The sequence below is a fragment of the Novosphingobium sp. BL-S-34 genome, from assembly GCF_056857015.1.
This window is the reverse complement of record NZ_JBXEPV010000003.1, coordinates 349,998-371,772: the sequence shown is the minus strand read 5'-3', so window position 1 is coordinate 371,772 and position 21,775 is coordinate 349,998. Positions and strand designations below refer to the sequence as shown.

Here is a 21,775-nt window from a genome sequence, read left to right as displayed (position 1 = left end):
TTCCAATATTGCCCGGTTATCCCAGCAGAGGGAATACATATTTGGACAGCAACGGCTTTGCTGTCTGAGTGGCAACATCGCCGTCTACGGAAAAAGGAAAAGAAACGTGAGCGGACGACTTGAAGGCAAGGTTTGCATCATCACCGGCACCGGCGGCGGCATGGGCCGCGCCGCGGCACTCATGTTTGCCCGCGAAGGCGCAAAGGTAGTGGGATGCGATGTCTATCCTGCTGGCGCTGAATCGATCGTCGAAGAGGTTCGGGCGGCCGGCGGCGAAATGGTTTCGCTTCATCCCTGCAACCTTACGGATCCGGTCCAGTGCCAGGCACTTGTGGACCTCGCGATCGATACCTGGGGCCGCATCGACGTCCTCTACAACAATGCGGCGATGGCCTATTTCGGATGGTTTGGCGAGCTTTCCGACGACGACTGGAACAAGACGATGAACGAGGAGATCAACCTCGTCTATCTGCTGACCAAAGCTGCTTGGCCGCACCTCAAGCAGAACGGTGGCGCCATCGTCAACACCGCGTCGATTTCGGGCTGGCAGGGCCTCAAGCCGCTGCCAGGCATCGCCCACAGCACAGCTAAGGGCGGCATCCTGGCGATGACGCGCCATCTCGCGATGGAGGGCGGGCCATTCGGCATCCGCGCCAACACAATTTCCCCCGGCGTCATCGTGTCGAACCAGACGCGGCCGCTGCTCGAAGACAAGGAGTGGGCCGGCTACATGCTGGGCCGCATCATGTCCGGTCGGCTCGGCAATCCCGAGGAAGTGGCGTCTGTCGCGCTGTTCCTTGCCTCGGACGAAGCATCCTACGTCACCGGAGCCGACCTGCTGGTCGATGGCGGCATGAGCGCCTGGTAATCGCACAAGGCGACTGACCCGATATCCCAAGTACTGCCGGGCGCTTTCTAGCGTCTGGCCAAGGAGACAAGACCATGCCCTATATCGATGTTTCCCAGAGCCCGCTGACCGACCTGATCTCGCTCGCCGGACGTACTGCCGTCGTGACCGGCGGTGCTGCCGGCATCGGCCATGCGATCTGCAGCCGCCTTGCCGAAGCGGGAGCCACGCTCGTCATCGGCGATCTCGACGAAGCCAAGGCAATCGAGACCGCCGCCGCGTTCACGGCGCAGGGCGGCAATCACATCGGTGCCAAGCTCGACGTCAACGACCATGCATCGATATCAGCACTGGCCGACCTCGCCGTGAGCAAGACAGGTCGGCTCGACATCTGGGTCAACAATGCAGGGATTTACCCCTCGCGTCCGGTCCTTGAAATCGCCGACGCCGAATGGGACCTTGTTCTCGACGTCAACCTGCGCGGCACGTTCTTCGGCGCAAAGGAAGCGGCACTGCGGATGGAGCCCAATCACGGTGTGATCGTAAACATCGTCTCGACCGCCGCATTCAACGCCAGCAACGGAGCCAACCCTGCGCATTACGTCGCTTCCAAGCACGCCGTCGCGGGGCTGACCAAGAGCCTTGCCGTTGAACTGGGCGCCAAGGGCGTCCGCGCCGTCGGCGTCGCACCAACCCTCACTGAAACACCAGGCGTCGCCGCCAAGCGCAAGGAAGGCGCTGGAGTTGACGATGCGCTCATCGAGTATGGCGCCGCCCTGCCACTTGGCAGGCTTGGCCTTCCCGACGACATCGCGCGCGTTGTGCTGTTCGCCGCTTCCGATTTCGCCGCATTTGTCACAGGCACCATCATTCCCGTCGATGGCGGCGATCTCGCTCGCTGACGCGGCAACGGAACAGGAGGGGGACGCCATGAAAACCCAACCCGCGCGTCCGCCCTCTATCCGGGTCGCAAGCGCAGGGCATCGCGAACGGGCTCGTCTCCCCACTACTCACTCAGCATGCAACGATGTCAGCTTGCCTGGATATTTTGCCGTTATGGCCTGCATTGGCGTAATCGGCGCAATCGAAAGGGCAAGCCAACACATCAGGCGTGGAGCCGCGCATTCAGCGGTACGATCCGACGGCATCCACCAGACCGTTGAGGACAGTCTGGACTGCCAACGACTTGTACCGCTGCGACGTGCTGACAATCCAGGCATCGGCTGCCGGCATCGGAAACTCGTTCAGCACGACCGTCAGATCGCCCCTGGCGATATCCGCTTCGATCATGAAGTCGGGAAGCAAAGCGATCCCGTTGCCCATCAGCGCCAGCTGGTGCGCAACCAGCATGTTGCCTGCCGCGATCGACCAACGCATCGAGCAGTCCCATCCGCCTTCGAAACGCCAGGTATTTAGGGCCGCGCTGGTCAGTATTGCCTTGTGAGCGCCCAAGTCGGCCGGCGCGGTAGGCAGGCCCGCCTGTTCGAGATAGGCCCGTGAGGCCACGAGCCGGCGCGTTACCAGACAAAGGCGACGGGCAACCAGATCACTGTCCTCCAGCGCGCCCATACGCACCGCCAGATCGATGCCGTCACTCACGATGTTCACACGCCGTTCGGTCAGGCGCAGTTCGACCTGGAGATCGGGGTAGTTCTCGGACAGCGTGACCAAATGCGGCGCGACAAGATACTGTCCCAATGCGGCGGTCGTCGTCAGCGTCACCCGGCCTCCCACTACGCGCCCGCGCGTCGCGATGGCCCGCGCCGCTTCGTCGGCCGCCAGGATAGCAGGCTTGGCCATTTCGTAGATCCGCTGCCCTTCGTCCGTGAGGGAAAGTGCGCGCGTCGAACGACGGAACAGCGACGTGCCCAGCAAGGCTTCGAGGTCCGAAAGACGTCGGCTAACCGTCGACTTGGGAATGCCGAGTTCCTTAGCCGCAGCCGTGAACCCGCCTTGGTCGGCAATGGCAACAAGCAACGCCAAATCGTCGAGGGAAGGTTTCATCGTCCCGAAAATGGAACAATGCCTTCCCAACTGCAAGGATTATCGGAGCGCACGAACAGGCGCATATAGGTTTCAACGCAAGCAAGAGTAACCGCCATGATCCAGTTCTCCTCCATCCATTCTCCGACGCTGATGCGTCACGGCAACGTCTTTTCGGCGCGGCAGTATCCGCGCCACGCCTTCGGCAACCTGATCGACCCGGTCATCAACATCGACTGGTTCGAGATGAACGGGCCGACCTTTCCGCCGCATCCCCACGCCGGTTTCTCTGCGGTGACTTACGTTTTCGCAGACTCGCCTAACGGCTTCGTCAATCGAGACAGTCTCGGCGATGTCCAGAATATCCTTCCCGGCGGCCTGCACTGGAGCCGGGCCTCGCGCGGGATGATGCACGAGGAAACGCCGATCGAGGGCGGCGGGCCGGCGCGGGGGCTCCAGATCTTCGTAAACCTTCCCGCCGCCAGCCAGGCCGATCCGGAAGCCGCCTTCGCCGTTCCTGCCGCAATGGTCCAGGACGCTTCGGGCGAAGGTTGGACAAGCAGGACAGCCGTTGATGGGACAACCCTGGGGGCCGCCGAAGATGCATTACCCTCGCCGGTCCGGATCGCCGAATTGGCGCTGAAAGCCGGTGTGGCCCACGACTTCGACGTACCGGCAGGGTGGGGCGGAATTCTCATTGTTCTCGAAGGCGCGGCAATAATCGGCGCGACCGCCCTCTCGCAGACCCAGGCCATAGGCTTCGCATCTGACGAGTGCGACCGCATTCGGATCGAAACGCTGGATACTGCGGCTCGAGTCGTCCTGATCTGCGGCGCGCAGCTCAAGCAACCGATTTACGCCCATGGCCCTCTCATGACCGCAACGCCCGCAGCTCTGGATGATGCCAAGCGGCGCGTATCGCACCTCTCTATCTGACCCAAGCAAAGGCCCCAGGGCCATTCCCGGAACATCGACCAGAAAGGAACCTACAATGACCACCTCGTCCATTCCCGACCGCTTCACCGCGCAAGACACCGCGCTGCTGCTGATCGACCACCAGGTCGGCACCATGCAGTTGATCAAGAACATCGATGCAGGGTTCGCCGCCAAGCAGTCGATTGCGCTCGCCAAGATGGCAAAGATCCTGAACCTGCCGACGGTCATTACCTCTAGCCAGGAAGAGAACGCACAGGGGCCGATCCTGCCCGAGATCGCTGAGATTCTGCCCGAGGCCTACGAAGCACGCGTGAAGCGTCCCGGCGTCGTCAACGCCTGGGCCTATCCAGACTTTCGCGACGCCGTACTTGCCACGGGCCGCAAGAACCTCATCATGGCCGGTGTTACCACCGACGTGTGCCTGATCTTCCCGGCGATCGACGCCGTCCTCGAAGGCTTTTCGGTTCAGGCCGTGCTTGATGCCTCCGGCTCGCCCAGCGACCTGTCCGAGGAACTGGCCCGCCAGCGCATGCATGACGCCGGTGTGGTGCTCACCGCGACCAATACCCTGATGGCCGAAATCGCACAAGACTGGTCCACGCCGGACGGCCAGCAACTGATCCGCCTGCTTTTCAGCGACGTGTTCCCGGCACTCGGCGCTGGCATCGCCTGACGCCTCCCATGCAGGCCGGGTCAGCTTAAAGCAGGCGGTGATCCGGCCTTTTTTGGCATACTGCGAACGTCAGATCGGGTGCCGGACGTTGTAAGCGGCGCGAATGAGAAGAACAGAGATGGATGAACGACAGATCGAAGTTCTGGATTTCTGGTTCCGCGAGTTGCCCCCGGACAGTTGGTTCGCAGCCGGCCACCATCGACCCGGTCGTACGTAGCCGGTTCGACCATCTGCATGATGAGACCTCTGCTGGACTTCTGGATGATTGGAAGGCGACCCCTCTGGGCCGCCTTGCGCTGATACTCGTACTCGACCAGTTTTCCCGGCACATCTACCGCGATACCGCGCACTAGGCTCGTAGAATCAATTAAATTTAGCGATACGGGGTACAATTTAACTTACTTCTGCGGTTGCCGTATCGGGTGGTCGGCCCAGGTAGGCGGCGAAGCGCCGCACATGCGGAACGTATTGCTCCTGTGTACGCGGGAGCAGGCCTCGCATCATAATGTCGTGCTGCATGCGCTGGCGGAGCGGGCCGATCGGGGCGGGAGCGGAGATCGTATCCATAGTGAGTTCCTCTCGTTCAAGGGAACTTCACGCTCGGACGGCAACCTCACCCTTACCAAAACCTCATGATTTACCCCTACCTGTTACTACGCACCCCTCCCACGGAAGCGGGTTCGTCCATGTGGGCGGCAGAGGTAGAAAGGCCACGACGTGATCGCAGCCAGGCGCATTTCCAAGCGTCGTGCCAGTAGGACCAAAGGCGGGTAGGTCAATTGTGGTAAAAACAGGACCACATGCCTCCCCTTGTCAGCCGTTTTCTCTGATTGCTCCAGCAACGGCAGAGCCAAACGGCATATTGTGGAGCTAAGAATGAAAACCAGCACTGGTTGGACACGTTGCACAGTTTTGACATGCGGCGCACGGCTTATCGGAACGGCCGCCACAACCAGTTCGATGGCGCGTGCGGTCAGTTTTCCTTCGTCGTCGTCCTCCTCCTCTGGCTATGCCGAAGTGCCAGGCGGCAAGGTGTATTGGCGCAGGTTTGGGGCCGGCAATAAGACGCCATTGCTGATGTTGCATGGCGGCCCAGGTGCCGCAAACAACTATCTACTGTCCATGGCAGCGCTAGCCGATGAGCGCCCCGTGATCTTCTACGATCAACTGGGCTGCGGGAACGCCGACTCTCCCGATGACGAGAGCATTTACTCCATTCAGCGCTCGATCAAGGAGGTCGAAGCGGTGCGGAAGGCGCTAAACCTTGATCGTGTGGTTCTCTACGGGCATTCGTGGGGGACACTTCTGGCAATTGAATATCTCTGCCAGGCTAGAGGCGCCGGTGTGGAAAAGCTCATCCTGGCAGGTGCATTGGCGAGCGTTCCCCAAGTGGTCGCTGGGCTACAAAGATTGATTGCCGCAATGCCCAACGGATTCGCCGCAAAGCTGCGGGCGCTGGAACTGGCAGGCCAGGCCGGCACGCCGGAGTATTCGGGCCTTACTCAAATATTTTATGACAGTTTCGTTTTGCGGACCAGGCCGTCCGCCGACGCCCTTGTCAGCTTCGACGCGATCTCCAGATCAATCGCCTATCGCGTGTTGAACGGTCCTAACGAATTCACCATCGTGGGCAAAATCAAGGATTGGGACCGGCGCAAGGACCTGAAAGCGATTAACCAGAAGACATTGATCACTACCGGCCAGTTTGATGAAATCACGATAGATTGTCATGAAACCATTCGAGATAGCATCGCGGGAGATGTGAGCCTGACGGTGATGGCGGGCTGCTCTCACATGACGATGGTCGAGCAGCCCGAGCGATATAACGCATTGATGCGCCGATTCCTCAACGAAACGTGACGGCAAGAAGGTACAGTGGCTGACGCCGCGTCCTTCCGCCCGATAAAATAGCGCAATTACCCGATCGGGTATAAGCCTGGACCCATGTGGGGGGCGCGCTGCAGCGCTCGTTTCTCTACAAGGGGTTATCGGCTGTCGCCCGCGTTGCACAATGCGAGCCGCGTGCCGGATTGATGCCTCGCGAGGCGCAGCAGGAAGGTCAATCGATGACGATCGCCGCTGTCCGGATTTCGGGTACGCTCATGGGCGAAGGGGAGCGTTCCTCCTCCCGCTCCTTCGCTTTCGGGACCTTCGTCCTAAAGCCGGAGCGGCAGTTGTTGCTCAGCCATGGGAAGCCCGTGCGGATCGGTGGGCGGGCGCTCGACCTTCTCACGGCGTTGGTCGAACGCGCCGGTGAGTTGGTCGACAAGGAAGCACTCGTATCCTGCGTCTGGCCAACGACCTTTGTCGACGCAGCCAATCTCAAGGTCACTATGGCCAGCCTGCGCCGCGCGCTAGGGGAAAGTCATAGTACGCCGCAATACATCGCAACAGTTGTAGGACGGGGCTACCGCTTCATTGCGCCGGTACGGCCTTCGACCTGCCTTGCCGAGGGCGGCAACACGGCCAGGGTAGAGCAGATAGTGGGGTTGATCGATGCAGTCGAGGCGATCCGGCTGGAGTTGCAGCACATCATGGCCGGATCGCCGCACGGATCGGCAGAGGAGTGGCGGCATTTTGAGAATGCCTCTCGCCATAGAACTAGCGTTCGATGAAACCACGCCGTGCCGCTACCGTGACCGCATGAGTGCGATCGTCCACGCCTAGCTTGGCAAACAATTGCTTCAGGTTGGCTTTGATCGTGTCCGTCGAGACGCTGAGATGCCAGGCGATCTGCTTGTTCGATTGACCTTCGGCCAGCAGTGGCAGGATCGCCAACTCACGCGCGTTCAGTTGTTCATCCAGTGCGTGGACCGCCAAGGCATGGGCGATGTCCGGGCTAATCGTCCGGTGGCCCGCATGTACCGAACGGATCGCGTCAAGCAGTTCCTTTCGTATGCTATTCTTCAGCAGATAGCCTGCCGCTCCGGCGCGTATCGCGCGGACGGCCTGGGCGTCACCGGGATAGGTAGTGAGCATCAGGATTGCCGCATCCGCTGATAGGCGTCGAATGGCTTCCACTGCGGCGATGCCGTCCATGCAAGGCATCTGGACGTCCATCAGGACTACATTGGGCAGCAGCGCGGTAAAGCGCTCGACTGCCTCCTCGCCATTTGCGGCTTCGCCGACGGCGACCATATCGGATTGTCGTTCGATCAGTGCCGCGATCCCCTCGCGAACGATCGGATGGTCATCGACGATAAGGACTCGGATCATGTCGTCAGGTCCCCGGACGGCCGCGTCAATGACTTCCACCAGCGCGAAAACCAACTGGGCCTCTGGGTTTTATACGCAATCCTGCCAGGTATGGCGAGCAGCACTTGGGTGCCACCTTCCGCGATGCGACGAATGACAAAATCGCCGTCGAGCTTCCGCGCACGTTCACGCATCCCGGGCAGGCCGAAATGGCCGTCTCTGCTACCCGCTTCGATAACGTCTGGGTCGATCCCCACGCCGTTGTCAGCAAACGAGATGGCGAAGTTGAATTGATGGCGGATTTCTATAGCGATACGGGTTGCCCGCGCGTGGCGCCGGATGTTGAATATTGCCTCCCCGGCGATGCGCGCGATTTCGTCAAGCGCCAGCGGGTCGAGGGCGCGCGGCGTTCCTACCGTCTCGATCGACACGGCGGTCAGCGGATCGAAGCCCTCCTGCTGTACCAGATTGGCCATGATTTCCGCAATATCGTTACCGTCTCGGGGCAACCGCAGTTCCTTGACCCTATCGCGCCCCTCCGCAATGACCTGATCCGCGCGATCGATCGCTGCTTCCAGTGCGGGGCGAGCGCGTTCCTCAATCGGAAGTTCGTCAACCACCAGTTGGAACCGCAGCGTCAACGCTTGCACCGATTGAAGAAGTGTATCGTGCAGATCGCGGGCAATCCTTTCGCGCTCCTCGACCCGCTCTGCCATGCGCATGCGGATGCGGCTGGCGACAGCGCGCAACCGCAGCGCATAGGCCAGCCAGAGCAAGCCAAGCACGATCAGCCCGCACATGAGCTTGAAAGGCCAGCTTTGCAAAAAGGTCGGCGGGATTTCTATGTCGAGCGTCGCCTCATGGGCATTCCACAGGCCGTCGCTGCCTGCCGCGCTCACAATGAAGCGATACACGCCGGGACCAAGATTGGCATAGGAAGCCAGTCTTCGCGTGCCAGGCAAAACCCAGTCGTCGTCTACACCTTCGAGGCGGTAGCGGAACTGGATGCGATGTGGCGCCGCCAGGCTCAGCCCCGCATAACCGATGTCGAGGGAGTGGGTGCCGGCCGGCAGCATCAGCTTGGCGGGATCGCGATAGACATTCCCCGCGCTCGACAGTGAACGGATCACGACTGGGGGAGGCGCCGCGTTATTCCCGAGCCTGGAAGCATCGATATAAGACACGCCGGGGCGCTCTAGCAGCACGATCCTTCCATCGCTGCCGCCGCCGAGTTGCGGGCCGGGGTACGCCGCGTTCTGGGAAGGGCTGAGTCCATCGCGCAAATCGTAGTATCTGCGGGGAAGCGGTGCGTGCGGATCCTCGAATGCGCGGTCCAGGGCGGAAGTAGCTACTTGGGAAATGGAATGGTTGCTCCGCAGCCAGGTTTCCCCGCGCGTTGTCTGGACAAGTCCCCTCAGCCGGGCGACCCAGGGAAAACGCCGCGCATCAATGCGGGTGATATGGCTCCCTCGAATTCGCAAAAGGCCGTTGTTACCGCTGATGAAGATGTCGCTGGGGCCGACGGCGATCTTGCTTATGGTCCCAGGGTCGTACGGCTTCAGGTCGGTCGTCGTCGCGCCGCCGCTGTTCAGCCGGACGAGGGCTCGCGACGCCACATAGGCGACGTCGCCGGCCGGGGTGACGACGAGATCAGGCTCCTGCATTACCGGTCCGGACTTGCTGAGGCGGTGCCAACCGCTGGCGTCATGCCACATCGCGTCGCCCGGCATGATCCCGGCCCAGAGGCGGCCGGAACGGTCCTGAGCGCAGGTTCCGATCAGGGCTTGCCCTGGCGGCGAAGCCAACACCGACCGGACGCCGCCGCGCCAATGGGTGATCCTGGAATCCAGCACGCCCCAGAACCCACCGCCATTCGCAGGGCATATGCCCAGGAGCCCGCCATCGAGGACTTTTCGAGGGCCTGCAGGCGTGATCTGGTATACCGCATGGTCGGTCGACACGAAGATCTCATCTTTCGAAGCGCTCATGGCAAAACCCAAGCCAGGGTCGCCCCTCATCCGCGATTCCCGCACAGCGCTCGCCACGCGAAACCGGTCGAGGCCCAGCTCGCTCCCGAACCAGATATTGCCTTCCCGGTCGACGAACGGCCTTCGGATCACGTCCGACGTAAGACCGTCGGCGGCCCTGAATCGCTCAAGTGGAGAAGCGGCCGTGCGATGCACACCGCCCGCATCCGCTACGTAGAAGACCCCGGCCGAACTGGTGCTTCCCCATAGCCCGCCAGCAGGGTCGAATGCCAAGGCGGTGTGCTCGGAGCTGGGAACTGCGGGGTAGGCGACGGGCTGGGCGATCGTCTGGCCGTCGGAACCAGCCACCATTCTCGTGCCGCCCTTATCGGAAATCCACAGCCGGCCCGCCCGATCGACCGAGCAGGCGGCAGTCATTTCCATACGAGCGGGGCTGGCCCGAAAGCGTGCCGCGCCTGGAGGTAAGGAAACCAGCAGGTTCTTGTGCTCCGCCTCCAGGCTGATCCACAAGGTTCCATCTGCGGTTGCGCACGGTGGGCCCGGAAAACCCGCCGGCAGCCCAAGGCGCTCATCCACCGCCTCCGACCGGCCGTGAGCCAAACGATACAGGCGTTTCTCATGATAGGATACGCCCGCGGCAGCCCAAATCGCTTTGTCGGATGTCTGGGAGAAGCCCAGTATTCGGGAAGGCGGCTCTCCCATCGACACTGCGTGCAGCATTCCTCGGCGATAGATCGCGACACCGCCGTTTTGCGCGAAGCCTACCCACAGTTCGCCGGTCCGCGAAACCAGGAGCGCGGACGGGGAGGCGCGCTCCATCCGTGACCCGGCGGGCAGCGGCACACGCTCGAACGTGACGCCGTCGAAGCGAAATAAACCCTCTGACGCGGCGAGCCAAAGCCAACCGTCCGGGGTTTGTGCAATCGCGGTGATGCTGGTTGGGGCGCCGTCATCAATCGTCCAGCGCGTATGTTTGAACTGGGCCAGTCCGAACTGCCCATCGCGCGCTAGACATGCCGTGCCGGCGACCAGCATGGCCACGGGCAGTAGCAAGACGCAGAGCCACAGCCGCAGGATCGCGACGGATGTGCGGAAACGGCCAAACTCCGCTTGCATGCTTGCCCCCTAATAGTCCGTACCTCGAACAGGCCGGGGGGCGCTGCAACCGTTAGTGACACCCACGCCCGTCCAAAACTTTGCCCGCAGGCACTCGGACTAGCAACCCTTTGCCGTGCGCGCCACTCGAACGACTACGCCATCTTACCGCGCTTTACTCTGTCGGCTGGCGCCGCGGTGATACTCCGGACGCACAATGTCATGGCGAGGCGGTGACACTGTCCCGGCAAATCTGCCCCGACGGAGGAACGACGCATGAAACGACTGATCCCCATAGCACTGGCCGGCGCGATGCTGGCCGTACCGGCTGCCGCGCAAACGGGCTGCCCGGCAGCCGCGCAGCAATCCGCCGCACGCCCCGTCCCCGTCATCTACTACATGTCCATGCAGATCGAAGGGGTGAGAGTCTCCTATCGCGAAGCGGGGCCGGTCGGGGCGCCGGTTCTGCTGCTGCTGCACGGATTTCCGACTTCGTCTCACATGTTCCGCAACCTCATTCCCCTTCTGGCCGATCGCTACCACGTCATAGCGCCGGACTATCCGGGATACGGGCAGAGCGACGCGCCCGACCATACGAAGTTCGCCTATACTTTCGCGCATCAAGCGGACATCGTCGACAAGCTGGTGACCCAGATCGGCGCCAGTCGTTATGCGATGTACGTCATGGATTACGGAGCACCGATTGGCTATCGTTTGGCCCTGAAGCATCCCGAACGCGTCAGCGGTCTGATCGTCCAGAACGGCAATGCCTATGTGGAAGGCCTTCAGTCTCCTTTCTGGGATCCGATCAAAGTCTATTGGCGTGACCGTTCGCAGAAAAATCGCGATGCGCTGAATGGCCTGGTCACGCTGGAGATCACGAAGTTTCAATATACCGATGGCATGGGCGATGTAGAGCGTATCAGCCCGGATAACTGGGTCCACGACCAAGCGCTTCTCGACCGGCCGGGCAACCGCGACGTCCAGCTCGATATGCTGGGAGACTATGGCTCCAACGTGCCGCTCTATCCGCAATTCCAGGCCTTCTTCCGCGAGCGAAAGCCGCCGACGCTGATCGTCTGGGGCAAGAACGACAAGATTTTCCCCGAAGCCGGCGCACACCCATATCTGCGCGATCTCCCCGATGCCGAGATCCATATCCTCGATTCCGGCCATTTCGCGCTTGAGGATCGGCTGGATGTCATGGCGCCGCTGATCCGGAACTTTCTCGATCGCAAGATCTGCGAATAGCAACCGGGAACGCGCGGCGGTGCGGCGCGCGTTCTCTCGAAAGGACCAGATATGTCCAAGAACCTATCGGTTGTGCTCGTGCACGGCGCGTTCGTCGATGGCTCCGGCTGGCAGACGGTGTACACGCTGCTGTCGGCGGAAGGGTATGAAGTGCTGGTCGTGCAGAACCCCGCGATTACGCTGGAGGGCGATGTGGCGGCGACGGAGCGGGCGATTGCCGAGGCACGCCACCCGGTGGTCCTTGTCGGCCACAGCTATGGCGGTGCCGTCGTCACCGAGGCGGGTGACAACCCCAAAGTCAAAGCCATCGCCTTTATCGCGGCTTTCGTCCCCGAAGCCGGGGAATCGGTGGCGGCGTTGAGCGAAGCCCCAGCAGAGGAGGGTGAGGCAAAAGCGCCGGTACTGCCGCCCGAGAATGGCTACCTTGTCGTCGATGCGGCGCACTTTCCCGAAGCGTTCGCCGCCGATGTCGATCCCGATATCACCCGCTTCATGGCGGCAGCGCAGGTGCCCTGGTGGCTCGGCGCTGCTACCGCACCAGTCACCCGCGTGGGGTGGAAGGTTCGCCCGACTTTCTATCTCCTTACCAGCGCAGACCGCATGGTGCCCCCCAGCGCCCAGCGCCGTATGGCGGAGAGGGCCGGCGCTCGATTGTCCGAAATCGACAGTAGCCATGCCGTGATGCTCACCCACCCGCATGAGGTCGCCGCCTTCATTTCCGCAGCTGCGCAGACAGTGGCCTGACATGGTCTCTGCATCGGCACCTCGCCCTGGAACCCACCACCGTACAGTCACGATCGGCGGCCTTGAAATCTTCTACCGGGAAGCGGGGCCAGCCGACGCGCCGGTCCTGCTCCTGCTGCACGGCTTTCCCAGCTCTTCGCACATGTACCGCAACCTCATCCCGGCGCTCGCGGACACTTACCGCGTCATCGCGCCGGACCTTCCTGGTTTTGGACTATCAGCCGCGCCGCCCCCCGGCAGCTATGAATACAGCTTTGCTTCATTTGCCGACGTGGTGGACGGCCTGCTAGCGGCGTTGGGCGTCGACCTATATGCCCTCTATGTGATGGACTATGGCGCGCCGACGGGCTTTCGACTGGCGCTCAAGCACCCCGATCGGGTCACGGCTCTGATCGTCCAGAACGGCAATGCCTACGAAGAAGGCATGCAGGATTTCTGGGCGCCGACACGCGCGCTTTGGGCTGACAACAGCGAAGCCAACCGGGCCGCCATGCTCCCTTTTTTCACGCAAGAGAGTACGCGTTTTCAGTACGTGGCCGGGATAAGGGATGAAACCCGGATCGACCCGGCAGCATGGCTGCACGATCAGCTCTTCCTCGATCGCCCGGGAAACCAAGCGATCCAATTTGCAATCATCTACGACTATCGCACCAATGTTGCGCTCTATCCGGCGATCCATGCCTACTTTCGCGCTTCCCAGCCTCCTACTCTGATCTTGTGGGGGCGGAACGATCCGATCTTTTCCGTTGAAGGCGCGGAGGCATTCCTGCGGGACCTGCCGCGTGCTGAACTGCATCTGCTCGACACCGGGCACTTCGCACTTGAGGACAAGGCGGACGAAATGGTGCCCCTGATCCGAGATTTTCTGGGCCGCCAGCCCATCACCGGGGCGCTAACATCCGTCTGTACCAAAGAAGGAGCATGACCATGGAGACTCCAATGCGTGCCAAGTCGAGCATTCTTCCCTCCGGCGGGGGCGCCGCGCTCATGGAGCCGGCCGACACGCTGATCCTGCTGCTCGATCATCAGTCCGGGCTGTTCCAGACCGTCAAGGACATTCCGGTTGCCGACCTGCGGCGCAACGTGGAGATGATCGCCAGGTTGTCGACGTTGCTGCACATCCCGGTGATCACCACGGCGTCCGAACCTGCGGGCAGCAACGGGCCGCTCATGCCGGAGATCCACTGTCACGCGCCGCATGCGGTCTATGTGCCTCGCAAGGGCGAAGTCAACGCCTGGGACAACGACGATTTCGTGGCAGAGGTAAAATCCACCGGCCGCAGGACTCTCGTCATGGCGGGCGTTTGGACCAGCGTCTGTGTGATGTTCCCGGCGCTGGATGCCGTCGCCGCCGGCTACGACGTTTATGCGGTCCTTGACGCTTCGGGCGATCCCAGCGAAATGGCATCGCGAACATCACTTGCCCGGTTCGTCCAGGGCGGCGTCAAGCCGACATCGACCAACGCCCTGCTTTCGGAGCTTCACCGCACCTGGGCACGTCCGGAGGCGGCCGATTTGGTCCATCTTTATGGCCTCGTTGCACCGAACTATGCAGCGGTGGTGGAAAGCTATGTGCGGGCGCAGAAAGCCGCCCAAGCAATCGTTTGAGCGCTGGACGCCCGAACCCAAGCGCTTGTCTTCGGCGCTCTATTGGTGTTGCTGCCATTCTGGCGCGCTGCCGATCCGAAGACCGCGGCCGTTTCTAAGCGGCTTCATTCATAGTTGGCCCAGTGCCGCCGACGAAGGCCCGCAAGCTATCGCTGACGTCGGCCAAGTCTGCGTGTCCGGAGTGGCTCGTCTCGCAACGCCCGGACGGCTCTTTGCCGCTTGAGGCCGTCCATGTGATCGTCCGGTTCTGTTAACGAAGCGGCCGCTGGCAGCCCTGCGGCTGAACGGCAGTAAAGTCCACGACACGTTCAGGTTCAGCTTCAGCTTCAACTTGGTGAAATCGACAGCAGCTATCAAGGAACCGAGATCAGGGCGCTCTACGACCGCCTAGTCGAAGGATTTCGGGCGCTTGAGCGTACGAAATCGCGCAATGGAAGAACCCGCGGGCGCCTTGCGCCGAGCTATCGAGAATTGTGCTTCAGGAGGGTGTGGTCGGGATGTGCGCACGCGCTGTGGTGCAAGAGCCGATGTTCTCCGGGGTCCCGGGGCAGCCGGGAGGCACGTGGAGGCGGTTCGCAGAGCGCCGCACCACGCAGCAGGAAGGTGAAGGGCGTGCGGGGCGTTGCCCAGCGCGTTGAGGCGCGGACCTTGTAGAAGATCAAGCCATGCCGGCTCATGGCGCGGGTATCCGGATGGGCATGGTGGGTGGCGGCGGAGCGCGAGGTTGGTGCCAGCGGGGAAAGGCTTCGATGACGAGCATGTGCCCGCCGCAGCAGGGGCATGGCGGCCGATAGTCTTGCGTCTGCTCGGGCGGTGGTTCGCTCGGCGTGGCAACGTGGAGAAGGTGGCGGGCCAGGCCAAGCATGGCCTTGCGTGTGGAGCCGGCGAGCAGGCCGGAATGGCGGATGCGATGGAAGCCTCGAGGCAGGACGTGCGTCAGGAAGCAGCGGATGAACTCGTGGGTCGCGAGCGTCATCACGCGCTGACGTTCGGGGCGGCGATAGCATGGCGCTGCGATCGCGCGCGCCCTTGCCCTGTTCAACCCGGATCAGCATGCGCTCGCTATCGATATCGTCGACCTGGAGATGGGCGACCTCAGAAACGCGCAGGCCTGCACCATAGGGAGCGCCAAGCGCGGCTTTGTACTTGATGCCAGGTGCCGCTTCGAGCAACTGGGAGGCCTCCTCGACGCTGAGGACTTCGCGCATCTTGTCCGGGCGGCGTGTCGCGACCAGCGCGCGCGCCAGGTCTCGGCGCCGGAGCGTGACGGTGTAAAGGAAGCGCAGCGCCGACACCGCGCCATTGATGGTGCCGGCGTCGGCGCCGCTCTCGCGCTGGTGGATCTGGAAATTACGCAGATCCTCCGCCGTTGCCATATTGGGCGGGCGGCCGAGGTAGGCTGCGAAACGCCGCACGTGCCGGATTTACCGGTCCGGTGTACGCAGCACTAGGCCGCGCATCATCATATCGTGCAGCATGCGCCGACGCCGCGGAGTGAGGGGGGCTTCGGTCGATGGCGTAGGCATAGCAGGTTCCTCTCTTTGAAGGGAACTCCATGCTGGGACTGCGACCATAGCCTACCGAAAATCCTACTCTACTTCGCGACTTCGCCCACCCGACCCGCCCGCGCCAGCGGATTCTTCCGACACGGCGCGGGCATAACGTAAGAGCGATTGGAGATTTGCAAAAACAGATTTGCTTCAAATGCAAAATATGCTTCCATATTGCTCAAGACGCAAAATATGGAGCGATGCGGCATGAAAATTTCGGCCCGAAAGAGGTTCATTGGGCTCGATCAGCCTTTCCGGGTCGCATTCGGCACGATTTCCGGGCTTGATGTGGTCGAGGTCGACGCTTCCGACTGCGGAGTGATCGGGCGCGGAGAGTGTTGCCCGATGAGCATCTATAACCAGGATGCGGACTCGACGTTGGCCGAGATCGAGGCGATTGCCCCCCTGCTGGAAAACGGAGAATTGGATCGGCTGACCCTGCAGAGCGCTATGCCGGGGCGGTCGGCACGAAACGCGCTAGATTGCGCCCTGTGGGATCTGGAGGCGAAGAGATCGGGGCGCTCGGTTTGGGAAAACGCCGGGTTGCGTGCCCCGAGCAAGATTACTTCCGATGTCACCATCGGCATCATGGCGCCCGAGGCGACCGCCAAATTCGCGGCGACGCTTCGAGGCGCGTCGATGATCAAGCTGAAACTGGGCGGCGAAGCCGATCTGGAATGCGTGGCGGCTGTCCGTTCGGTGTTGCCCGATATTCCACTGTTCGTCGACGTCAACGCCGGATGGACGCTGGAGCGGCTGAACGCAATGGCTCCCCGCCTTGCCGATGCGGGGGTGTTCATGATCGAGCAGCCGCTGCCGCCGCAGGACGATCATCTGCTCGACGAATACAATCATGCCGTCAGGCTTTGCGCGGACGAATCCTGTCACGATCGCACTGACCTGGACCGGCTGGTTGACCGGTACGAATACGTCAACATCAAGCTGGACAAGACCGGCGGCCTTACCGAAGGCCTGGCGTTAGCCGATGCGGCACGGGCCAGAGGATTCCGCTTGATGGTGGGATGCATGCTGGGTTCCGGGCTGGCGATGGCGCCGGCCTATGTGGTCGCATCGCTTTGCGAGGTCGTCGATCTCGACGTGCCGCTCATCGTCAAGGACCGCGCCGATGCCGGCGTGCATCACGACGGCCGGTGCCTGCATCGCTTCACCCCCGAACTGTGGGGCTGATCGCCGCTGCTCCGATCTAGCCAAGCCCCGAGGCAGGGATTAACAGGCATACATGAACATCGTCAAAGACGGGCGCAGGCAGGCGGGCGAAATGCCGGACACGATCGGCGCATTGCTGCGTACCCTTCGAAAGCGCCGGAAAATGACGCTTGAGCGTCTGTCCGAACTGACCGGCATATCGGTATCGTCGCTTTCGCGGATCGAGAATACCCAGCTGGGGTTGACGATCGAGAAGGTGGAGTTGCTTGCCAAGGCGCTTGAAATCGCGCCCGAGGATCTGGTCGCCCGCAAGGCCGCCCCGGATCGCGGTGGCGTTGATGGGGGCGGTCGCAAGAGCCCGCGCAGGATCAACGATCGGCGCCTTGCCGTCGATCGCGAGCGGACGCGCGGCAGCAAGGCAAGCAGCTACCGCGAACTTAATCTCAAGCATCTTTTCGAGCCCGACAGCAGCCGTGCGCTGGATTGCATGCAGGTCGCGATAGAATCGATCAGCATCTGGGAATCCGAGTTCGTGCGCCATCCCGGCGAAAAGATCATCTACGTACTGCGCGGCGACGTTCTGATATATTGCGAAGGGCATGCGCCGCTCGTTCTGGAAACCGGTGATGCGCTCTTCATGGATGGATCCATGTGGCACAGTACCGTCGCCGCACATGGCCCTCCGGCGGAGCTTCTGGTTACCTATTATCACGGCCCCGATGCAGACCAAGGGCTCTTCGAAACGCAGGTTTTCACGCCCGAAAGCTGGGCTGCGCTTCAAACCAACTGATCCTTTTCTGGCCACAAGGTGGAGAAATAGCGCCAAGTTCTAGCTACCATCGCGCACCTTCATATTTTGCTTGAAATGCAAGTTTGAAACATATATTGCACTAAGTGCAAAATATGTGGACAGGGCAGGCGCATTATGGCGCAATGGGGTTTCACGGTCGGTAGGGCAGAAACGCGGGGCAGCAGAACGGTCCGACCGTTCGGATCTGCCGTATCGAACTTCCCCCGACTTTACAGCGTCGCAGCCGGGGGTGACGACCGCATTCCCGAACGTTCCCGCGCCCACGCCGATCGAAATGCGGCGCAATCCGCCGTGCTTGCCAAACAAGGGGTATTCGCATGAGGACAATTCCGAGAGGCAAACTGCGACTTCTGCTCGCCGCCGGTACGGCGCTATCCTACATCCCTTCCGCATCCGCGCAGGACGCCAATTCTGGTGCATCCAACAGCGCATATCCGGGCGAGATCGTCGTTACCGCGCAAAAGCGCGCCGAACGCCTGATCGATACGCCCCAGTCGATCACTGCGCTTTCCTCGGATGACATGTCGCGGATTGCCGCGCGGCAGTTTGTCGACTTCGCCAATATGGTTCCCGGGCTTCAATATACCTCGCAGGGCGCAGGTACGTCGCAGATCAGCATGCGCGGGGTTACCAGCGGTGCGGATGTGTCATCGACGGTCGGCATCTATGTCGACGAAGTGCCTTATGGTTCAAGTTCGGCATTCGCCAACGGCCCGCGCCGTGCGCTCGATGCCGGGCTTTTCGATATCGACCGTGTCGAAGTGCTGCGCGGACCGCAGGGCACTCTTTATGGCGCCAGTTCGATGGGCGGCGTTCTCAAGTATGTGATGGCCAAGCCGTCGCTGACCGAATTCGAGGCCAAGGCGCAGGCGGGCATCTCGACGACGGCGCATGGCGCAACCAGCTACGATGCGTCGGCCGTGGTCAATGCTCCGCTCGCCGCCGATAAAGCGGCAGTACGGGCGAGCGGCTACTATTCCCGTGACGGCGGCTACTTCGACAATGCCATGACCGGCGAAAAAAATGTCGATCGCGGCAAAGTCTATGGCGGAAGGATCGATGCGCTGTTCACGCCGGTGGAGGATCTGTCGATCCGGCTCACCGGCTTTGCGCAGAATATCCGGCGCAAGGGCGGCAGCTATGCCAATATCAGGCTGGATGGCGTGCCGGTTGCCGGATATCTCGACCAGGTGCATCCGCTGGATGAGCCTTTCCGGTCGAACTTCCGCCTTGGCAGCGCAACCATCGACTACGATTTTGGCGGCGCATCGCTGACGTCGGTGACCAGTTATCAGGAGAACAAGACGTACGCGTCGACCGACGGATCGGCCGTCTATGCGCCGTATCTCCAGATACTGGCCAATATCCCCGCCGAAGCGGTGGCGATCAACGAACTGGCAAGGACCCGCAAATTCGCGCAGGAAATCCGCCTGGCTTCGCCGACGGGCCGAACTTTCGAATGGCTGATCGGCGGATTCTACACGCGCGAAAAGAGCCTCTTGCAGCAGGTTGCCGATACATACGGCGCAGGCCTTGTTCCCTTGCCGGAGGTGAACGCGGTAACGGCCGAGATTGACAGCACTTACGAGGAATATGCTGCCTTTGGAAACCTCACCTGGCACCTGACCGATGCTTTCGATGTCAGCGGCGGCATCCGTTATGCGCACAACCGGCAGAAATTCACGCAGAACGCCTCGGGCATCTTCGTCGTATCGGCGCCGGGGTCGAGTTCCAGCGAAAGCGTCGTCACCTATCTGGCCAATGCCCGCTACCGCTTCAGCCGCAACGTGACGGCCTATGCCCGTTTCGCTACGGGCTATCGACCGGGCGGCCCGAACTTCCGCGTAATAGACCCGACCACCGCGGAACCGTCGCCCGCCACTTTCGATTCGGATTCGCTGGATAGCTACGAACTGGGCATAAAGGCGGAGACTGCCGATCACAGCTTCGGCCTGGATCTGTCAGGCTATTACATCGACTGGAAGGATATCCAGCTTCTCAGCCCGGTTGCCGGCGTTAGCAATTTCACCAACGGGCCGGGCGCGCATATCAAGGGTGCCGAACTGGCGCTGACCGCACGTCCGGGGCCGGGCTTCGTCGCGGCGGCGAATTTTGCCTACAACGACGGTTATCTGACGCAGGACGTGCCGCTGCTCGGCGCCCGCAAGGGAGAACGCTTGCCGAATACGCCGCATTTCACGGCCGCGCTTAATGCCGACTATGTCCTGCCCGACAGCGATCTCAAGCCGGGGCTGGGCGCGACGTTGCGCTTTGCTTCCGACAGCACGGCAAGCTTCGACGCCAGCCCGGCGTTGCGGCAGTACGACGTGCCCGATTACGTAACCCTCGATCTGCGCGCGAGTATGGCCTTGGGACCCGTCGATGCGCAGATATATGTCCGCAATCTGTTCGATACGCGGGGCCAACTGGCCGGGCAGACGGTCCTGTCCCAACTGGGTGGTCCCGCGCAAGTGCTGATCCTGCGGCCCCGCACGGTCGGACTGCAACTTAGCGCGCACTTCTAGGACCCACTCGCGAGACTGCCGGCGGCGGGGCGGCACCGCCGCACCTGCGGTTGATAGCCATCCTTCCCCGCGAGCCTTTCGAGGAAACGTGCATGTCTGCAGAGTTCAGCCAGACGGCCTACCCCAACCTAGCGAAGGCGCGCCGTTCGCAGGTCATTATCGTCGCCATCGCCTTCTTCACGGCTATGGACATCTACGTGATCTCGCTCCTGGTCGAACCAATCAAACATGAGCTTGGATTGACCGACATCGAGGTAGGTCTTGCCAACACCACTGTCCTCTACGGGGCCTATGCACTGTTCTGCATTCCTATGGGGCTGCTGGCGGACCGTTCGGACAGGGTGCGGATGATGGCGGCGGCGATGCTGCTATGGTGTCTTGGCCTGGTGCTCACTGCGCTTTCCAAGGGGGTATGGCTGCTGGTCGCTAGCAAGGCGGTGCTCGGGATCGCTAACGCAATCACGTTGCCCACGGCCATGTCGTTGCTTGCCGACTACTTTGCACCGGAACGACGGGCAATGGCGACGACCTCCTATGGCATCGGCCAGGGTATCGGTCAGGCCGGGGCGATCTTCGTCGGCGGTTTCGGTCTGGGCGCGCTAACCCATCTGGCTGCCAGTGGATCTCAGCTACTCTTTGGGTTTACTCCCTGGCGACTGGTGTCGCTGGGCTTCGCCGCCGCCGGGCTGTTGCTCATTCCGGCGATCCTCTCACTCCGCGAACCGGATCGCATGGAAGTTCGGCAAGAAGGTGGCGGCAGCATCCGTGAACTGTGGGCGTACCGCCGCTTTCTCGTTCCGCTGCTTGCAGGAACGACGTTCCTATCAGGGATGTCTACCGGGGTGGTAAGTTGGATGGCGCCCGCGCTCACGCGCATTTACGGTCAACAACCCGGCGATTTTGCCGGGTGGTTCGGTACGGTTTCGCTCATCTCGGTGCTGGTAGGAATGGTCGTGGGAGGCAGGTTGAGCGAATATTTTCGCCACCGCGAAGGGCAGGGCAGTGTTATGCGACCGGCAGCCTTTGCAGCAGCCGCATGTGCGCCGGCCTCTTTTGTCGCGATGATGCCGAACCTCGTCTGGTTCGCCGTGGCGGCCATCTGCTTTACCGTTGCTTTCGCGGTCGCGATCACCATTCCGATGGTCGCCATAAGCTTCACGATTCCCAATGAGTTGCGCGGCGTCGTAATGGGCTTCTATGTCGTGACGGTTTCGCTGGGCGGTGCCTTTGCGGCGCCGCTTGTCGCCATGGCCAGCGCGGCGTTCGGCGGCGATGCGATGCTGGGCCATGGCATGGCGGCGGTGGGCGCTCCCTTCGCACTGATGGCTTCGGCCTGTTTCTGGTGGGCCTCTCGCGGAAGGAAATTTTCTGCGCAGCCAGTGCCTGCCGCAGCCTAGATGCC

General features: G+C 61.8%; 18 protein-coding genes and 2 pseudogenes. 15 read left to right on the top strand and 5 right to left on the bottom strand.

What is annotated here, in order from left to right; all coding sequences use genetic code 11:
* The first annotated feature begins 106 nt into the window (after nt 1–106).
* Together AC1VV3_RS24495 and AC1VV3_RS24490 are read left to right on the top strand one after the other, a co-directional pair.
* Nucleotides 107–868 carry an SDR family NAD(P)-dependent oxidoreductase gene (locus tag AC1VV3_RS24495; RefSeq protein ID WP_482963662.1) on the top strand — a complete coding sequence of 254 codons (762 nt, stop codon included), beginning with the start codon at nt 107–109 and terminating at the stop codon, nt 866–868.
* A 74-nt stretch (nt 869–942) separates the two neighbouring features.
* A complete protein-coding gene (locus tag AC1VV3_RS24490) occupies nt 943–1,749 on the top strand; it encodes an SDR family NAD(P)-dependent oxidoreductase (RefSeq protein ID WP_482963624.1) in 807 nt (268 codons plus the stop codon).
* A 223-nt stretch (nt 1,750–1,972) separates the two neighbouring features.
* Here the strand turns inward: AC1VV3_RS24490 and AC1VV3_RS24485 are convergent, their stop codons facing one another.
* A complete protein-coding gene (locus AC1VV3_RS24485) occupies nt 1,973–2,851 on the bottom strand; it encodes a LysR family transcriptional regulator (protein ID WP_482963623.1) in 879 nt (292 codons plus the stop codon).
* Nucleotides 2,852–2,947: 96 nt separating this feature from the next.
* On the opposite strand from AC1VV3_RS24485, the gene AC1VV3_RS24480 reads away from it, so the two are divergent.
* The 5 genes from AC1VV3_RS24480 (at nt 2,948) to AC1VV3_RS24460 (ending at nt 7,054) form a co-directional block, all read left to right on the top strand.
* The gene (locus tag AC1VV3_RS24480; protein WP_482963622.1) at nt 2,948–3,766 is read left to right on the top strand and encodes a pirin family protein; all 819 of its coding nucleotides are present in this window, start codon (nt 2,948–2,950) and stop codon (nt 3,764–3,766) included.
* Between the two features lie 55 nt (nt 3,767–3,821).
* Nucleotides 3,822–4,439: an isochorismatase family protein gene (locus AC1VV3_RS24475; RefSeq protein WP_482963621.1), complete on the top strand. Its 618-nt coding sequence runs from the start codon at nt 3,822–3,824 to the stop codon at nt 4,437–4,439.
* A 122-nt stretch (nt 4,440–4,561) separates the two neighbouring features.
* Nucleotides 4,562–4,792, top strand: a complete 231-nt coding sequence (locus AC1VV3_RS24470; RefSeq protein ID WP_482963620.1) for a DUF924 family protein — start codon at nt 4,562–4,564, stop codon at nt 4,790–4,792.
* Between the two features lie 523 nt (nt 4,793–5,315).
* Nucleotides 5,316–6,299, top strand: coding sequence for a proline iminopeptidase-family hydrolase (locus AC1VV3_RS24465; RefSeq protein WP_482963619.1), 984 nt, complete (start codon nt 5,316–5,318; stop codon nt 6,297–6,299).
* 206 nt (nt 6,300–6,505) lie between these two features.
* Nucleotides 6,506–7,054, top strand: a complete 549-nt coding sequence (locus AC1VV3_RS24460; RefSeq protein ID WP_482963618.1) for a winged helix-turn-helix domain-containing protein — start codon at nt 6,506–6,508, stop codon at nt 7,052–7,054.
* On the opposite strand, the gene AC1VV3_RS24455 is transcribed toward AC1VV3_RS24460, so the two are convergent.
* Together AC1VV3_RS24455 and AC1VV3_RS24450 are read right to left on the bottom strand one after the other, a co-directional pair.
* Nucleotides 7,041–7,655, bottom strand: coding sequence for a response regulator (locus AC1VV3_RS24455; protein WP_482963617.1), 615 nt, complete (start codon nt 7,653–7,655; stop codon nt 7,041–7,043). The two genes, AC1VV3_RS24460 and AC1VV3_RS24455, sit on opposite strands and share 14 nt — an antisense overlap.
* Entirely contained in the window at nt 7,652–10,738 is a 3,087-nt protein-coding gene (locus tag AC1VV3_RS24450; protein WP_482963616.1) for a sensor histidine kinase, read from the bottom strand. The genes AC1VV3_RS24455 and AC1VV3_RS24450 overlap by 4 nt, the downstream gene beginning before the upstream one ends.
* A 255-nt stretch (nt 10,739–10,993) precedes the next feature.
* Here AC1VV3_RS24450 and AC1VV3_RS24445 point away from each other — a divergent pair, with 255 nt between their 5' ends.
* Genes AC1VV3_RS24445 through AC1VV3_RS24430 form a run of 4 tightly spaced genes read left to right on the top strand, consistent with a single transcriptional unit; the run spans nt 10,994 to nt 14,320 of the window.
* Nucleotides 10,994–11,968 carry an alpha/beta fold hydrolase gene (locus AC1VV3_RS24445; protein ID WP_482963615.1) on the top strand — a complete coding sequence of 325 codons (975 nt, stop codon included), beginning with the start codon at nt 10,994–10,996 and terminating at the stop codon, nt 11,966–11,968.
* A gap of 51 nt (nt 11,969–12,019) precedes the next feature.
* Nucleotides 12,020–12,712 (top strand): alpha/beta fold hydrolase, encoded by a 693-nt coding sequence (locus AC1VV3_RS24440; protein ID WP_482963614.1) that lies wholly within the window; start codon nt 12,020–12,022, stop codon nt 12,710–12,712.
* 1 nt (nt 12,713) lies between these two features.
* A complete protein-coding gene (locus AC1VV3_RS24435; RefSeq protein ID WP_482963613.1) occupies nt 12,714–13,637 on the top strand; it encodes an alpha/beta fold hydrolase in 924 nt (307 codons plus the stop codon).
* A 2-nt stretch (nt 13,638–13,639) separates the two neighbouring features.
* Nucleotides 13,640–14,320: an isochorismatase family protein gene (locus tag AC1VV3_RS24430; protein WP_482963612.1), complete on the top strand. Its 681-nt coding sequence runs from the start codon at nt 13,640–13,642 to the stop codon at nt 14,318–14,320.
* Nucleotides 14,321–14,993: 673 nt separating this feature from the next.
* On the opposite strand, the pseudogene AC1VV3_RS24425 reads toward AC1VV3_RS24430, so the two are convergent.
* Nucleotides 14,994–15,323: pseudogene (locus AC1VV3_RS24425) on the bottom strand (transposase); the annotation flags it as partial.
* Nucleotides 15,316–15,696 (bottom strand): annotated as a pseudogene (locus AC1VV3_RS24420) (tyrosine-type recombinase/integrase); the annotation flags it as partial. The pseudogenes AC1VV3_RS24420 and AC1VV3_RS24425, both read right to left, overlap by 8 nt.
* 348 nt (nt 15,697–16,044) lie before the next feature.
* Between AC1VV3_RS24420 and AC1VV3_RS24415 the strand changes: the two are divergent.
* The 4 genes from AC1VV3_RS24415 (at nt 16,045) to AC1VV3_RS24400 (ending at nt 21,770) form a co-directional block, all read left to right on the top strand.
* On the top strand, nt 16,045–17,058 hold the full coding sequence (locus AC1VV3_RS24415; protein ID WP_482963611.1) for a dipeptide epimerase: 1,014 nt from the start codon (nt 16,045–16,047) through the stop codon (nt 17,056–17,058).
* Between the two features lie 91 nt (nt 17,059–17,149).
* The gene (locus AC1VV3_RS24410; RefSeq protein WP_482963610.1) at nt 17,150–17,827 is read left to right on the top strand and encodes a helix-turn-helix domain-containing protein; all 678 of its coding nucleotides are present in this window, start codon (nt 17,150–17,152) and stop codon (nt 17,825–17,827) included.
* A gap of 338 nt (nt 17,828–18,165) precedes the next feature.
* Nucleotides 18,166–20,373 (top strand): TonB-dependent receptor, encoded by a 2,208-nt coding sequence (locus AC1VV3_RS24405; RefSeq protein ID WP_482963609.1) that lies wholly within the window; start codon nt 18,166–18,168, stop codon nt 20,371–20,373.
* A gap of 92 nt (nt 20,374–20,465) precedes the next feature.
* Nucleotides 20,466–21,770 (top strand): MFS transporter, encoded by a 1,305-nt coding sequence (locus AC1VV3_RS24400; protein ID WP_482963608.1) that lies wholly within the window; start codon nt 20,466–20,468, stop codon nt 21,768–21,770.
* The last annotated feature ends 5 nt before the right edge of the window (nt 21,771–21,775 follow it).

Coding starts and splice junctions, on each gene's coding strand:
- AC1VV3_RS24490 (WP_482963624.1), top strand. CDS start 943: ATGCCCTATATCGATGTTTCCCAGAGCCCGCTGACCGACCTGATCTCG.
- AC1VV3_RS24485 (WP_482963623.1), bottom strand. CDS start 2,851: ATGAAACCTTCCCTCGACGATTTGGCGTTGCTTGTTGCCATTGCCGAC.
- AC1VV3_RS24480 (WP_482963622.1), top strand. CDS start 2,948: ATGATCCAGTTCTCCTCCATCCATTCTCCGACGCTGATGCGTCACGGC.
- AC1VV3_RS24475 (WP_482963621.1), top strand. CDS start 3,822: ATGACCACCTCGTCCATTCCCGACCGCTTCACCGCGCAAGACACCGCG.
- AC1VV3_RS24470 (WP_482963620.1), top strand. CDS start 4,562: ATGAACGACAGATCGAAGTTCTGGATTTCTGGTTCCGCGAGTTGCCCC.
- AC1VV3_RS24465 (WP_482963619.1), top strand. CDS start 5,316: ATGAAAACCAGCACTGGTTGGACACGTTGCACAGTTTTGACATGCGGC.
- AC1VV3_RS24460 (WP_482963618.1), top strand. CDS start 6,506: ATGACGATCGCCGCTGTCCGGATTTCGGGTACGCTCATGGGCGAAGGG.
- AC1VV3_RS24455 (WP_482963617.1), bottom strand. CDS start 7,655: ATGATCCGAGTCCTTATCGTCGATGACCATCCGATCGTTCGCGAGGGG.
- AC1VV3_RS24450 (WP_482963616.1), bottom strand. CDS start 10,738: ATGCAAGCGGAGTTTGGCCGTTTCCGCACATCCGTCGCGATCCTGCGG.
- AC1VV3_RS24445 (WP_482963615.1), top strand. CDS start 10,994: ATGAAACGACTGATCCCCATAGCACTGGCCGGCGCGATGCTGGCCGTA.
- AC1VV3_RS24440 (WP_482963614.1), top strand. CDS start 12,020: ATGTCCAAGAACCTATCGGTTGTGCTCGTGCACGGCGCGTTCGTCGAT.
- AC1VV3_RS24435 (WP_482963613.1), top strand. CDS start 12,714: ATGGTCTCTGCATCGGCACCTCGCCCTGGAACCCACCACCGTACAGTC.
- AC1VV3_RS24430 (WP_482963612.1), top strand. CDS start 13,640: ATGGAGACTCCAATGCGTGCCAAGTCGAGCATTCTTCCCTCCGGCGGG.
- AC1VV3_RS24410 (WP_482963610.1), top strand. CDS start 17,150: ATGCCGGACACGATCGGCGCATTGCTGCGTACCCTTCGAAAGCGCCGG.
- AC1VV3_RS24405 (WP_482963609.1), top strand. CDS start 18,166: ATGAGGACAATTCCGAGAGGCAAACTGCGACTTCTGCTCGCCGCCGGT.
- AC1VV3_RS24400 (WP_482963608.1), top strand. CDS start 20,466: ATGTCTGCAGAGTTCAGCCAGACGGCCTACCCCAACCTAGCGAAGGCG.